Source organism: Streptomyces sp. CLCI03 (genome assembly GCF_053615355.1).
This window is the reverse complement of record NZ_CM132132.1, coordinates 5,436,642-5,450,300: the sequence shown is the minus strand read 5'-3', so window position 1 is coordinate 5,450,300 and position 13,659 is coordinate 5,436,642. Positions and strand designations below refer to the sequence as shown.

The following is a 13,659-nucleotide window of genomic DNA, read 5'->3' as shown; positions in this document are numbered from 1 at the left end:
GGCGTAAAGATTTGTTGAACAACAAAAATAGGCGCGCCCGCCCCCGGGCAGTCAGGGAACCCGGGGACAGGCGCGGTCTATGGGGCCCTCGGCGGGCCGTGGGTCAGCGGCTGTCGCTGCCCTTCGCCTCGGCGGCGGCACGGCCGGCCTCCAGGCGCGCCACCGGAATCCGGAAGGGCGAGCAGGAGACGTAGTCGAGGCCGACCTCGTGGAAGAAGTGGACGGACTCGGGGTCACCGCCGTGCTCGCCGCAGACGCCGAGCTTGAGGTCGGGACGGGTGGCCCGGCCCAGCTTGGCCGCGTGGCGCACGAGGGAGCCGACGCCGTCCTTGTCGATGGTCTCGAAGGGCGAGACCCCGAAGATGCCCTTCTCCAGGTAGGCGGTGAAGAAGCTGGCCTCGACGTCGTCGCGGGAGAAGCCCCACACCGTCTGGGTCAGGTCGTTCGTGCCGAAGGAGAAGAACTGCGCGGCCTCGGCGATCTGGTCGGCGGTCAGCGCGGCGCGCGGCAGCTCGATCATCGTGCCGATGGTCAGCTTGAGCTCGGTGCCGGTGGCGGCCTCGACCTCGGCGATGACGGCGTCGGCCTCGTCGCGGACGATCTCAAGCTCCTGGACGGTGCCGACGAGCGGGACCATGATCTCGGCGCGCGGGTCGCCCTTGGCGTTCTTGCGCTCGGCGGCGGCCTCGGCGATCGCCCGGACCTGCATCTTGAACAGGCCGGGGATGACCAGGCCGAGGCGGACACCGCGCAGACCCAGCATCGGGTTCTGCTCGTGCAGCTTGTGCACGGCCTGGAGCAGGCGCAGGTCGTTCTCGTTGGCGTCCTTGCGGGACTCGGCGAGGGCGACACGGACCGACAGCTCGGTGATGTCGGGCAGGAACTCGTGCAGCGGCGGGTCCAGGAGGCGGACGGTGACGGGCAGGCCGTCCATCGCCTCGAAGAGCTCGACGAAGTCCTTCTTCTGGAGCGGCAGGAGGGCACTGAGTGCCTCGTCGCGCTCGCCGTCGGTGTCCGCGAGGATCAGTCGCTCCACGAGTTCACGACGCTCGCCGAGGAACATGTGCTCGGTGCGGCACAGGCCGATGCCCTGGGCGCCGAAGCGGCGGGCGCGCAGCGCGTCCTCGGCGTTGTCGGCGTTGGCGCGCACGCGCAGGCGGCGGACGCGGTCCGCGTAGGCCATGATCCGGTGCACGGCGGCGACGAGCTCGTCGGCGTCGTCGGCGCCGGCGTGCATGCGGCCCTCGAAGTACTCGACGACCGGGGACGGTACGACGGGTACCTCACCGAGGTAGACCTTGCCGGTGGAGCCGTCGATGGAGACGACGTCGCCCTCTTCGATGACCGTGTCGCCGACCGTCATGCGGCGGCGCTTGGTGTCGACGTCGAGCTCCTCGGCGCCGCAGACACAGGTCTTGCCCATGCCGCGGGCGACGACGGCCGCGTGGGAGGTCTTGCCGCCGCGCGAGGTCAGGATGCCCTCGGAGGCGATCATGCCGTCCAGGTCGTCGGGGTTGGTCTCGCGGCGGATCAGGATGACCTTCTCGCCGGAGCGGGACCACTTGACGGCCGTGTAGGAGTCGAAGACGGCCTTGCCGACCGCCGCGCCCGGGGAGGCGGCGATGCCGCGGCCGAGCAGGGTGGTCTTGGCGCCCTCGTCGAAGCGGGGGAACATCAGCTGGGCCAGCTGGTGGCCGCTGACGCGCTGGAGGGCCTCGGCCTCGTCGATCAGGCCCTGGTCCACGAGCTGGGTGGCGATGCGGAAGGCGGCGCCGGCGGTGCGCTTGCCGACGCGGGTCTGGAGCATCCACAGCTGGCCGCGCTCGATGGTGAACTCGATGTCGCAGAGATCCTTGTAGTGGGTCTCCAGCGTCGTCATGATCGTCATGAGCTGGTCGTAGGAGGCCTTGTCGATGGTCTCCAGGTCCGCGAGCGGCACCGTGTTGCGGATGCCCGCGACGACGTCCTCGCCCTGGGCGTTCTGGAGGTAGTCGCCGTAGACGCCCGCGTGGCCGCTGGCGGGGTCACGGGTGAAGGCGACGCCGGTGCCGGAGTCGGGGCCGAGGTTGCCGAAGACCATGGAGCAGACGTTGACCGCGGTGCCCAGGTCGCTCGGGATGCGCTCCTGGCGGCGGTAGAGCTTCGCGCGGTCGGTGTTCCACGAGTTGAAGACGGCCTCGACGGCGAGGTCGAGCTGTTCGCGGGCGTCCTGCGGGAAGTCGCGGCCGGCCTGCTTGGCGACGATCTTCTTGAAGCGGGTGACCAGCTTCTTCAGGTCGGCGGCGTCGAGGTCGGTGTCGACGGTGACCTTCTTGGCGGCCTTGGCCTCGTCGAGGGCTTCCTCGAAGAGCTCGCCGTCGACGTCCAGCACGGTCTTGCCGAACATCTGGATGAGGCGGCGGTACGAGTCCCACGCGAAGCGCTCGTTACCGGCCTGGGCGGCGAGGCCCTTCACGGAGTCGTCGGAGAGACCGATGTTCAGGACGGTGTCCATCATGCCGGGCATCGAGAACTTCGCACCGGAGCGCACGGAGACCAGCAGCGGGTCGTCCGACTGTCCGAGCTTCTTGCCCATCTTCGCCTCAAGGGCGGCAAGGTGGGCGCTGACCTCTTCGCGCAGCTCGGCCGGGGCCGTGCCGCTCTCGAGGTAGACCTTGCAGGCCTCGGTGGTGATGGTGAAGCCGGGAGGGACCGGCAGACCCAGGTTGGTCATCTCGGCGAGGTTGGCACCCTTGCCGCCGAGAAGGTCCTTGAGGTCGCGGTTGCCCTCGGTGAAGTCGTAGACGAACTTCTGATCTTTGTTTTCCGACACGGGTCTCGACTCCTCGAGGCTCGGTGGCTGCCCTGACGGCCAGGAACATACCCAGATCGAAGGCTTCTGGGTACGTCCACTTGGTCGTCATACGGCTGTAACCACCCGTGCGCCAGCAGATCGAAAGTAACTCATGGGTAATCAGAAAGTAGGAACAGCGTTCACATCCCGAAGGGTGAGGGGGCTCCTGAGGCCTGATCACGCTCGGATGAGCGATCATCGATACATTTGCGTTCAAGTGTTGAACGCACAAAGGGTGGCACCCAGTGCCACCCTTTGAAAGTCTTACCCGTGACTTCTGTGCTCATCTGAGCGAAACCCTTCCCATGCGTGGCGTATATCACGCACCACGGAGGGCGATTTGTCAGCCTCCGGAGGTGTCCAGTTCAGCGTCCTCGCTCACACCGGCGCAGTCGTACGGGTCCTTCAGCCAGCCGTCCGGCAGGACAACTCGGTTGTTTCCGGACGTCCGGCCGCGAGGCCCGTCCGCGCTTTCCGGCCATGCTTGATCCAGATCGAGCTCGCTCAGATGAGCGTCCAGTTCGGCCAGGGAGGAGGTGACCGCGAGCTTCTTGCGCATCTCGGAACCCACCGCGAAGCCCTTGAGGTACCAGGCCACGTGCTTACGGAAGTCGATCACCCCGCGCGCCTCGTCGCCGATCCACTCCCCCAGCAGCTGGGCGTGGCGGTGCATGGTGGTGGCCACCTCGCGCAGGGTGGGCTTGTGGAAGTCCTCGGGGCGTCCCTCGAAGGCCGCCACCAGGTCGTTGAACAGCCACGGCCGCCCCAGGCAGCCGCGTCCCACGACCACGCCGTCGCAGCCGGTCTCGCGGACCATGCGCAGCGCGTCCTCGGCGCACCAGATGTCGCCGTTGCCGAGCACGGGGATCTCCGGCACGTGCTCCTTGAGCCGCGCGATGGCGTCCCAGTCGGCGGTGCCGCCGTAGTGCTGGGCGGTGGTCCGGCCGTGCAGGGCGATGGCGGTGACGCCCTCCTCGACGGCGATCCGGCCCGCGTCGAGGTAGGTGAGGTGGTCGTCGTTGATGCCCTTGCGCATCTTCATGGTGACCGGCAGGTCACCGGCTCCGGCGACGGCCTCGCGCAGGATCGCGCGCAGCAGGTTGCGCTTGTACGGGAGGGCGGAGCCGCCGCCCTTGCGGGTCACCTTGGGGACGGGGCAGCCGAAGTTGAGGTCGATGTGGTCGGCGCGGTCCTCTTCGACGATCATGCGGACCGCCTTGCCGACCGTGGTCGGGTCCACCCCGTACAGCTGAATCGAGCGAGGCTTCTCGGTCTCGTCGAAGTGGATCAGCTGCATGGTCTTCTCGTTGCGCTCGACCAGGGCGCGGGTCGTGATCATCTCGCTCACGAACAGCCCCTTGCCGCCCGAGAACTCCCGGCAGAGGGTACGGAACGGGGCATTGGTGATGCCGGCCATGGGCGCGAGCACCACCGGGGGCTGCACGGTGTGCGGGCCGATCGCGAGAGGCGGAGGGAGCGTGGTCATCCGCCCATTGTCCCGCATGCCGAGGGGGTGGGGGGGACGTAGCATCGGCGCATGATCGAGCCGAGTCCCCGGCAGCGCACGCTCGTCCTCGCGATCTGCTGCATGAGCCTGCTGATCGTCAGCCTCGACAACACCGTGCTCAACGTCGCTCTGCCCTCGATGCGCCGCGACCTGGACGCCTCGGTCGCGGGGCTGCAGTGGAGCATCGACGCCTACACCCTCGTGCTGGCCTCGCTGCTGATGCTCATGGGCTCGACGGCGGACCGGATCGGGCGCCGCAAGGTGTTCGTGGCCGGTCTGGTGGCCTTCACCGGCGGCTCGCTGCTCTGCTCGCTGGCCCCCAGCCTCAACTGGCTCATCGTCTTCCGGATGGTCCAGGCGGTCGGCGGCGCGATGCTCAACCCGGTGGCGATGTCGATCATCACCAACACCTTCACCGACCCCGCCGAGCGGGCCCGGGCCATCGGTGTGTGGGGGGCGGTCGGAGGCATCTCCATGGCGGCCGGCCCCTTGATCGGCGGGGTGCTGGTGGACTCCGTGGGCTGGCGCTCGATCTTCCTGATCAACCTGCCGATCGGGCTGGCGGCGTTCGCGCTGACCCTGCGGCACATCCCCGAGTCCCGGGCGGCCCACCCGCGCCGCCCGGACCCGCTGGGCCAGGTGCTGGTCATCGCCCTGCTGGGCAGTCTGACGTACGGGATCATCGAGGCCCCGGCCGCCGGCTGGCGCTCCCCGCTGATCATGGGGTGCGCGGTGGTGGCCGTCGCCTCGTTCCTGGGGCTGCTGATCCATGAGCCGCGGCGCGAGGAGCCGCTGATCGATCTTCGGTTCTTCCGGAGCGCGCCCTTCAGCGGGTCGACCGTGATCGCGATCAGCGCCTTCGCCGGGCTGGCCGGTTTCCTCTTCCTGAACACGCTGTACCTCCAGGACGTACGGGGGCTCAGCGCCCTGCACGCCGGGCTCTACATGCTGCCGATGGCCGGTCTGACCGTGCTGTTCGCGCCGCTGGCCGGGCGGCTGGTGGGCAGCCGCGGGCCGCGGATCTGCCTGCTGATCGCGGGCGTGGCGATGGCGTCGAGCGGGCTGCTGTTCGCCCTGTTCGAGGCCGAGACGTCCAATCCGCTGCTGTTCGCCGGGTACATGCTGTTCGGGCTCGGCTTCGGCATGGTGAACGCGCCGATCACCAATACGGCGGTGTCCGGGATGCCCCGCTCCCAGGCCGGGGTCGCGGCCGCCATCGCCTCCACCAGCCGGCAGACCGGCGGCACCTTGGGCGTGGCGGTGATCGGCTCGGTGCTCGCGGCCGGGCTGGCGAACGGCTCCGACTTCTCCGGGGCCGCCCAGCCGGCCTGGTGGATCATCACGATCTGCGGGCTGCTGGTCCTGGTCGTGGGCGCGGCGACGAGCGGAGCGTGGGCCCGGGCGACGGCGGAACGCACCGCCCGCACCCTGGAGGAGTCGGTCGGCGCCGCCGCGACGACGACGGGTTCACCGCGCGCCTAGGTCGCTCTTTCGGATCTTGTCGGATCCGGCCGGGGGCTACTCGCCGCAGTCGAAGTCCTCGGCCGAGGTGTTGACCCGGTCGAGGAGGCCGCGCAGGAGTTCGCGCTCGGTGGCCGACAGACCCGCGAAGATGCCGCTCTCGACCTCGTCGAGGGCGGTGTTCGTCTTGTGGAGGGCGGCTTCGCCCGCGTCGGTGATGGCCACGTTGTGCCGGCGGCGGTCGGCAGGGTCCCGGCGACGCTCGGCCAGGCCCTCGCCCTCCAGGTCGTTCAGGATCCCGACGAGCACGCTCGGGTCCACCTCCAGCCGCTCCGCGAGCCCCCGCTGGCTGATGGGACCGCCCTCCAGGTGCATCAGCGTCATCGCGTGCCGCGGGGTGAGCCCGGCCGCGCCGAGCGCTCGCTTCATCCGCGTCTGGGTGACCGATCCGTGCCAGGCCAGCAGCAGGCCCAGCCGCTGGGGAGGGTGCGGTCCGTCCTGATCTGCCGTCATGGTCCACATCGTAGCAATCAGGAAATGATTGCGTCGGAGACATCGTTGATGCTATTCAATGGTTTCACGCTATCGATCGTTGGAGATCTTCATGTTCATCGCCTATGCCGTCGTCGGCGTCCTGCTCGCCCTCGCCCTCACCGCCTCGGCCACCTTCACCCTCCAGCGCAACGACCAGATCGTCGCGAACATGCAGAAGGTCCAGGTCCCGGACTCGTGGCTGCCACGCCTGGCCACGCTCAAGGCCGCGGGCGCGATCGGCCTGGTCGCCGGCCTGTGGGTGACACCGCTCGGCGTGGCCGCGGCGGTCGGCGTGACCCTCTACTTCGTCGGCGCGGTCGTCGCCCACCTCCGGGTCAAGGACTACGAGCTGGCACCGGCAGCGGTTCTGACGCTGGTCGCGGCGGCCGCCCTGACGCTGCGGATCCTCGCCTGACACTGACGAGTGACAGATATTGAAATCTGTCACTCGTCATGCCATTCTCGTTCCATGACGAAGAACGAGAGCACCTACGTGACCGCCGACCGCCGCACCCTCGGCAGCACCGGCCCCACCGTCTTCCCGCTGGGGCTGGGCTGCATGGGGATGTCCGCCCTCTACGGGGAGGCGGACCGCGCCGAATCCGTCGCGACCATCCACGCCTACCTGGACGCCACCCCCGACGGCACGCACACGCTGCTGGACACCGGCGACTTCTACGGCATGGGGCACAACGAACTGCTGATCAACGAGGCCCTGCGTACGGCGCCCGCCGAGGCCCGCGAGCGGGCGCTGACCAGCGTCAAGTTCGGTGCGCTGCGTACGGTCGAGGGCGGCTTCACCGGCTACGACGGCCGGCCGGAGGCCGTCAAGAACTTCCTGGCGTATTCGCTCCAGCGGCTCGGCCGGGACCACATCGACATCTACCGGATCGCGCGTGTGGACCCGGACGTGCCGATCGAGGAGACCGTCGGGGCCATCGCCGAGGCGGTCCAGGCGGGGCACGTGCGCCACATCGGCCTCTCCGAGGTCGGCGCCGACACCCTGCGCCGCGCCGCCGCCGTGGCCCCCATCTCCGACCTCCAGATCGAGTACTCGCTGATCTCCCGCGGCATCGAGGCCGAGATCCTGCCGACCGCCCGCGAGCTCGGCATCGGGATCACGGCGTACGGGGTGCTGTCCCGCGGCCTGATCAGCGGCCACTTCACCCGCGACCGCGCCCTGGCCCCGGGCGACTTCCGCGGCATGAGCCCCCGCTTCCAGGGCGACAACCTCGATCGGAACCTCGATCTGGTGGAGGCGCTGCGCAAGGTGGCCGAGGGCAAGGGCGTGAGCGTCGCCCAGACCGCGATCGCCTGGGTGCTCGCACAGGGGCCGCGCCACGGGGTCGACATCGTGCCGCTGGTGGGCGCCCGGCGCCGGGACCGACTCGCCGAGGCACTGGGTGCCATGGGCGTCTCCCTCGACGCCGCCGACCTCGCCGCCGTGGAAGAGGCCGTCCCGGCCGGCGCCGCGGCCGGGGAGAGGTACCCGGCGGCGCAGATGGCCCACCTCGACAGTGAGCACTGAGCTGACGGTACGGTCGTACCCATGCCCCCCGCTGCTGCCGAGCCCCTGACTCCCGAGCGCATCCTCGCGACCACCGAGGAGGTGCTGCGCCGCTTCGGTCCCACGAAGGCGACCGTGGTGGACGTGGCCCGCGCCCTGGGTGTCAGCCACGGCAGCGTGTACCGGCACTTCCCGTCGAAGGCGGCGCTGCGCGAGGCCGTCACGGACCGCTGGCTCGCCCGGAGCGTGGTCATGCTGGAGGAGATCACCTCGGCTCCCACCGGGAGCGCCCCCTCCAAGCTGGAGGCGTGGCTGGAGGCCCTCTTCGAGGCCAAGCGCCACAAGGCGGGCGACGACCCGGAGCTCTTCGCCACCTACACCGTGCTGCTCGCCGAGAACAGCGGCGTGGTCGACGCGCACCTCACCGAGCTGATCGACCAGCTGGGCCGGATCATCGCCGAGGGCGTCGCCGCGGGCTCGCTCGCCGCCGACGACGTGCCGGCGGCCGCTCGTGCGGTCTTCGACGCCACCGGCCGCTTCCACGATCCGCAGTACGCGGCCGACTGGCTCTCGCCGACGATCATCACCGAGTTCGAGGCGGTCACCGCTCTCGTGATCCGGGGTCTGCGCGCCTGACGCGGGGCGGCCACCATTCGGAATCGGCCGGTCCGGACAACTTGATGATCATTTTGGGTGCGTTCGGGTTGTTCGCGTCCCGTCAAGGTCCTTACGGTCCCCCTACCGCACGTCATCGGGCACGTCTCAGGGGGAACCTTGTCCACTCCAGCAACTCAACACGCACGACCGGCACCTCCGAAGCGCTCGGGTGCCGCCACCGCCCTCGGCTGGATCCTGACCATCGGGCTCAACGTGGTCGCGCCGATCATCACCTACAACGTGCTGACCGAGGACCACGGCTGGAGCGAGTTCTCCGCGCTGCTGGTCAGCAGTGCCTGGCCGGTGCTCGACAGCGTCATCAGCCTGGCCTGGCGGCGCAAGATCGACGAATTCGCCGTCGTCACCCTGGTGTTCCTGGTGATCACCGCTGTCGTCTCGCTCGTCGGCGCGCACTCGGCCCGCGCCCTGCTCATCAAGGACTCGGGGGTCACCGGGCTGTTCGGGCTGCTCTGTCTGGGGACGCTGCTCGCGCCGCGGCCGCTGATGTTCTACTTCGGCCGCAAGTTCGCCACCGACGGCACCCCGGAGAGCACCGCCTGGTGGAACGGCCTGTGGCAGTACGAGGGCTTCCGCACCACCATGAACCGGATGACGCTGGTGTGGGGCGTCGCGTACGTCGCCGAGGCGATCGTCCGCGTCGCCCTCGCCTCCACGCTGCCCACCAAGACCATGGTGGTGGTCAGCCCGATCATGATCTACGCGGTGCTGGGCGCCCTCGGCGTATGGACCGCCATGTACGGGAAGCGGTCCCAGGCCGAGGGTGAGCGCCGCGCGGCCGAAGCGGCGGCCGCCGAGGCCGCGGCGGCCGGCTGACCCCGGCCCGTCCCGCGAAAAGACCGGTGGCCCGGTGCGCTCGCAGCGCACCGGGCCACCGGTCTTCGTACGGCAGGACCTAGCAGCCGAGCAGACGGCTGCCCAGGTAGGCCTGGATCTGGTCCAGGGAGACGCGCTCCTGCTTCATGGTGTCGCGCTCGCGCACGGTCACCGCGTTGTCGTCCAGGGTGTCGAAGTCGACGGTGACGCAGAACGGCGTACCGATCTCGTCCTGGCGACGGTAGCGGCGGCCGATGGCGCCCGCGTCGTCGAACTCGATGTTCCAGTTCTTGCGCAGGTCGGCGGCGAGGCCCTTGGCCTTCGGCGACAGCTGCGCGTTGCGGGACAGCGGCAGGACGGCGACCTTGATCGGGGCCAGGCGCGGGTCGAGGCGCATCACGGTGCGCTTCTCCATGACGCCCTTGGCATTGGGGGCCTCGTCCTCGTTGTACGCGTCGAGCATGAAGGCGAGCATGGCGCGGTTGACACCGGCGGCCGGCTCGATGACGTACGGGGTGTAACGCTCACCCGACTCCTGGTCGTGGTAGGTGAGGTTCGCGCCCGAGGCCGCGGAGTGGGCCTTGAGGTCGTAGTCGGTGCGGTTGGCGACGCCTTCGAGCTCCGAGAACTCGTTGCCACCGAAGTTGAAGCGGTACTCGATGTCGGCGGTGCGCTTCGAGTAGTGGGACAGCTTCTCCTTCGGGTGGTCGTACCAGCGGATGTTCTCCTCGCGGATGCCGAGGTCGCGGTACCAGTTCCACCGCTCCTGCATCCAGTACTCCTGCCACTGCTCGTCCTCGCCCGGCTTGACGAAGAACTCCATCTCCATCTGCTCGAACTCGCGGGTGCGGAAGATGAAGTTGCCCGGAGTGATCTCGTTGCGGAAGGACTTGCCCATCTGCGCGATGCCGAAGGGCGGCTTCTTGCGCGAAGTGGTCTGCACCACGGCGAAGTTGGTGAAGATGCCCTGGGCGGTCTCGGGGCGCAGGTACGCCTTCGAGCCGGTGTCCTGGGTCGGGCCGAGGTGGGTCTCCAGCATGCCGGAGAACTGCTTGGGCTCGGTGAACTGGCCCTTCACACCACAGTTGGGGCAGTTGATGTCGGCAAGACCATTGGCGGGCATACGGCCGTGCTTGGCCTCGTACGCCTCTTCAAGGTGGTCCGCGCGGTGCCGCTTGTGGCAGGAGGTGCACTCGGTCAGCGGGTCCGAGAAGGTGGCGACGTGGCCGGAGGCCACCCACACCTCGGGGGCCAGGATCACGGAGGAGTCGATACCGACGATGTCCTCACGCCCGGTGACCATCGCCTTCCACCACTGGCGCTTGATGTTCTCCTTGAGCTCGACACCGAGCGGGCCGTAGTCCCAGGCGGCCTTGGAGCCGCCGTAGATCTCACTGCACGGGAAAACGAAGCCACGGCGCTTGCTCAGGCTGACGATGGTTTCGATCTTGTCGGCGGCCACGGTGCTCTCTTCATTACGAGGACGAACGGCGAAGCCTTTAGATTACCGGCGCCCGCACCCCCCCTTTCAAATCGGTTCCCCTTCCAGGCCCGGGCACCCAGGCCTCCCACCTGCGTTTTTGACAATCGTTTCCATCTTTGATGAAAATGGATGTCATGAACGTACGCCGCCTCATACCCACCGCCGCCCTTGCCGGAGCCGTCGCCCTCGGCGCGACGGCCCTGACCGCCTGCTCCGGAGCCGCCGCCGGCACCGGTGGCGGCAAGGACGGCAAGGTCGGCGTGACGGCGTCGTTCTACCCCATGGCCTTCCTCGCCGAGCAGATCGGCAAGGACCACGTGAAGGTCGACAGCCTGACCAAGCCCGGCGTCGAACCGCACGACCTGGAGATCACCCCGAGGCAGACCGGGCAGCTCGGCGAGGCCGACGTGGTCCTCTACCTCAAGGGCCTGCAGCCCGCCGTCGACAAGGCCGTCTCCCTGTCCGGCGTGAAGAACGTCGTCGACGCCTCGACCCTCACCGAGCTGGAGGTCCACGGTTCCTCCGGTCACGACCACGGCGCCGAGGGCCACACCGAGGGTGAGGGCGAGGGCGAAGGCCACGACCACGGCCACGAGCACGGCGAGGCCGGCCGCGACCCGCACGTCTGGCTCGACCCCGCCAAGTACGCGGAGATCGCCAAGGGAGTCGGCGCGGCCCTGGAGAAGGCCGACCCCGACCACGCGGCGGACTACAAGAAGAACACCGACGAGCTGGTCGGCAAACTGACCGCGCTGGACACGGAGTTCAAGGACGGCCTGAAGAACACGGCCTCCAGGACCTTCATCACCACCCACTCCGCCTTCGGCTACCTCGCCGAGCGCTACGGCCTCGACCAGGAGGCCATCTCCGGCGTCGACCCCGAGTCCGAGCCGAGCCCGGCCCGGATGAAGGAACTCCAGGGCCTCGCCAAGCAGGAGAATGTCTCCACCGTGTTCTTCGAGACCCTGGCCAGCGACAAGACGGCCCGGACCCTGGCGGCGGACACCGGTCTGAAGACCGACGTCCTGGACCCGCTCGAAGGAATCACCGACAAGTCCCAGGGCGCTGACTACTTCGAGGTCATGCGGTCCAACCTGAAGAACCTCCAGAAGGCGCTCGGAGCCAAGTAGATGACAGCAGCAACGGAGGCGCGAGCCATGCAGTCGACGCCGGCACAGTCAGCGGACCAGCCCGTCATATCCCTGCGCGGGGCCACGGCCTCGCTCGGCTCGCGCCCCGTGCTGCGCGGCGTCGACCTCACCGTCCGGCGCGGCGAGGTCGTCGCCCTGCTCGGCGCCAACGGCTCCGGCAAGTCCACGGCCGTGCGCGCCGTGGTCGGCCAGGTCCCGCTGACCGGCGGCGAGCTGTCGCTCTTCGGCACCGAGTTCAAGCGCTTCCGCTCGTGGTCGCGCATCGGCTACGTCCCGCAGCGCACCACGGCGGCCAGCGGGGTCCCCGCCACCGTCCGCGAGGTCGTCTCCGCGGGCCGGCTCGCCCGCTCCCGCTTCGGGATCCTGCGCAAGGCCGACAAGGCCGCGGTCGAGCGCGCGCTGGCCCTCCTCGGCATGGAGCAGCACGCCTCCTCCTCCGTCAACGCCCTCTCCGGCGGCCAGCACCAGCGGGTGCTCATCGCCCGGGCGCTCGCCGTCGAACCCGAACTGCTGATCATGGACGAGCCGATGGCCGGCGTGGACCTCGCCAACCAGGAGGTCCTCGCGAACGCCCTGCGCGAGCAGAAGGCCCTCGGCACCACCCTCCTGCTCGTCCTGCACGAGCTGGGCCCGCTGGAGCCCCTGATCGACCGGGCCGTCGTCCTGCGCGACGGCTGCGTGGTCCACGACGGCCCGCCCCCGGAGGCCGTGGGACAGCACGCGCTGCCCGGCCACGACCACGTACACCCCCACGCGGCGCACGACGCCGAGCCCCTGCGGACGGGACTGCTGAGCTGATGGACTTCCTCGAATACGCCTTCATGCAGCGGGCCCTGATCGCGGCCGCCATCGTCGGCCTCACCGCGCCCGCGATCGGCACGTACCTGGTCCAGCGCCGCCAGGCGGTCATGGGCGACGGCATCGGCCACGTGGCCACCACCGGTGTGGGCCTCGGCTTCCTGCTGAACACCAGCCCGGTGTGGATGGCCTCCCTCGTCGCCGTCGTCGGCGCGGTGGGCATGGAGCACATCCGCTCCCGCGGCAAGACCAGCGGCGACATCGCGCTCGCCATGCTCTTCTACGGCGGCCTGGCCGGCGGCGTCATGATCATCAACATGGCCGGTGGTTCCACCGCCACCCTGTCCAGCTACCTCTTCGGCGGCATCACCACCGTCGCGCCGGAGGACGTCTGGGCCGCGGTGGTCCTCGCCGTCCTCGTCCTCGGCGTCACCGTCGGACTGCGCCGCCAGCTGTTCGCCATCAGCCAGGACGAGGAGTTCGCCCGGGTCACCGGTATGCCGGTGCGCGCGCTGAACCTCCTGATGGCCGTCACGGCCGCCCTCACCGTCACGGTGGCGATGCGGATCGTGGGCCTGCTGCTGGTCAGCGCCATGATGGTGATCCCCGTCGCGGCCGCCCAGCGGGTCACCCGGGGCTTCGCCGCGACGCTGTCGCTGGCCATGCTGATCGGTGTGCTGGTCTCCCTCAGCGGCGTGACCGCCACGTACTACCTCGACGCGCCCTCGGGCGCGGCGATCGTGCTGCTCGCCATCGCCGTCTTCGTCGTGATGACGGCCGTGTCGGCGCCACTGGCCAGGCGCCGGGCGAAGGCGGCCCGCGCCGTCACCGAAGAGGTCTGCACGAGGGACGATGTGAAGGTCTAGAAATGTCGGCCGCCTGGCACAATGGGCC

General features: G+C 69.4%; 12 protein-coding genes. 8 read left to right on the top strand and 4 right to left on the bottom strand.

Annotated features, from left to right (window positions below; translation table 11 throughout):
* Window positions 1-103: 103 nt before the first annotated feature.
* The gene (ppdK, locus tag ACWG52_RS25100; RefSeq protein ID WP_389811889.1) at window positions 104-2,812 is read right to left on the bottom strand and encodes a pyruvate, phosphate dikinase; all 2,709 of its coding nucleotides are present in this window, start codon (window positions 2,810-2,812) and stop codon (window positions 104-106) included.
* A gap of 364 nt (window positions 2,813-3,176) precedes the next feature.
* Entirely contained in the window at window positions 3,177-4,337 is a 1,161-nt protein-coding gene (gene dusB, locus ACWG52_RS25095) for a tRNA dihydrouridine synthase DusB (RefSeq protein WP_389811994.1), read from the bottom strand.
* A 33-nt stretch (window positions 4,338-4,370) separates the two neighbouring features.
* On the opposite strand from dusB, the gene ACWG52_RS25090 reads away from it, so the two are divergent.
* Complete coding sequence (locus tag ACWG52_RS25090) at window positions 4,371-5,822, top strand: MFS transporter (protein WP_389811886.1); 1,452 nt, start codon at window positions 4,371-4,373, stop codon at window positions 5,820-5,822.
* A 36-nt stretch (window positions 5,823-5,858) separates the two neighbouring features.
* On the opposite strand, the gene ACWG52_RS25085 is transcribed toward ACWG52_RS25090, so the two are convergent.
* A complete protein-coding gene (locus ACWG52_RS25085) occupies window positions 5,859-6,314 on the bottom strand; it encodes a MarR family winged helix-turn-helix transcriptional regulator (RefSeq protein ID WP_266356702.1) in 456 nt (151 codons plus the stop codon).
* 91 nt (window positions 6,315-6,405) lie between these two features.
* On the opposite strand from ACWG52_RS25085, the gene ACWG52_RS25080 reads away from it, so the two are divergent.
* The 4 genes from ACWG52_RS25080 (at window position 6,406) to ACWG52_RS25065 (ending at window position 9,333) form a co-directional block, all read left to right on the top strand.
* Window positions 6,406-6,750, top strand: coding sequence for a DoxX family protein (locus tag ACWG52_RS25080; protein ID WP_389811883.1), 345 nt, complete (start codon window positions 6,406-6,408; stop codon window positions 6,748-6,750).
* Between the two features lie 54 nt (window positions 6,751-6,804).
* On the top strand, window positions 6,805-7,863 hold the full coding sequence (locus ACWG52_RS25075; RefSeq protein ID WP_390140118.1) for an aldo/keto reductase: 1,059 nt from the start codon (window positions 6,805-6,807) through the stop codon (window positions 7,861-7,863).
* Between the two features lie 21 nt (window positions 7,864-7,884).
* Window positions 7,885-8,478: a TetR family transcriptional regulator gene (locus ACWG52_RS25070; RefSeq protein ID WP_389811877.1), complete on the top strand. Its 594-nt coding sequence runs from the start codon at window positions 7,885-7,887 to the stop codon at window positions 8,476-8,478.
* Window positions 8,479-8,616: 138 nt separating this feature from the next.
* The gene (locus ACWG52_RS25065) at window positions 8,617-9,333 is read left to right on the top strand and encodes a VC0807 family protein (protein ID WP_389811875.1); all 717 of its coding nucleotides are present in this window, start codon (window positions 8,617-8,619) and stop codon (window positions 9,331-9,333) included.
* A gap of 79 nt (window positions 9,334-9,412) precedes the next feature.
* Here the strand turns inward: ACWG52_RS25065 and ACWG52_RS25060 are convergent, their stop codons facing one another.
* Window positions 9,413-10,795 carry a glycine--tRNA ligase gene (locus tag ACWG52_RS25060; RefSeq protein WP_033224702.1) on the bottom strand — a complete coding sequence of 461 codons (1,383 nt, stop codon included), beginning with the start codon at window positions 10,793-10,795 and terminating at the stop codon, window positions 9,413-9,415.
* Between the two features lie 155 nt (window positions 10,796-10,950).
* Here ACWG52_RS25060 and ACWG52_RS25055 point away from each other — a divergent pair, with 155 nt between their 5' ends.
* Genes ACWG52_RS25055 through ACWG52_RS25045 form a run of 3 tightly spaced genes read left to right on the top strand, consistent with a single transcriptional unit; the run spans window position 10,951 to window position 13,631 of the window.
* Window positions 10,951-11,946: a metal ABC transporter substrate-binding protein gene (locus tag ACWG52_RS25055; protein ID WP_390167180.1), complete on the top strand. Its 996-nt coding sequence runs from the start codon at window positions 10,951-10,953 to the stop codon at window positions 11,944-11,946.
* Between the two features lie 27 nt (window positions 11,947-11,973).
* The gene (locus tag ACWG52_RS25050; protein WP_161288789.1) at window positions 11,974-12,765 is read left to right on the top strand and encodes a metal ABC transporter ATP-binding protein; all 792 of its coding nucleotides are present in this window, start codon (window positions 11,974-11,976) and stop codon (window positions 12,763-12,765) included.
* Complete coding sequence (locus ACWG52_RS25045) at window positions 12,765-13,631, top strand: metal ABC transporter permease (RefSeq protein ID WP_390167182.1); 867 nt, start codon at window positions 12,765-12,767, stop codon at window positions 13,629-13,631. The genes ACWG52_RS25050 and ACWG52_RS25045 overlap by 1 nt, the downstream gene beginning before the upstream one ends.
* Window positions 13,632-13,659 lie beyond the last annotated feature (28 nt).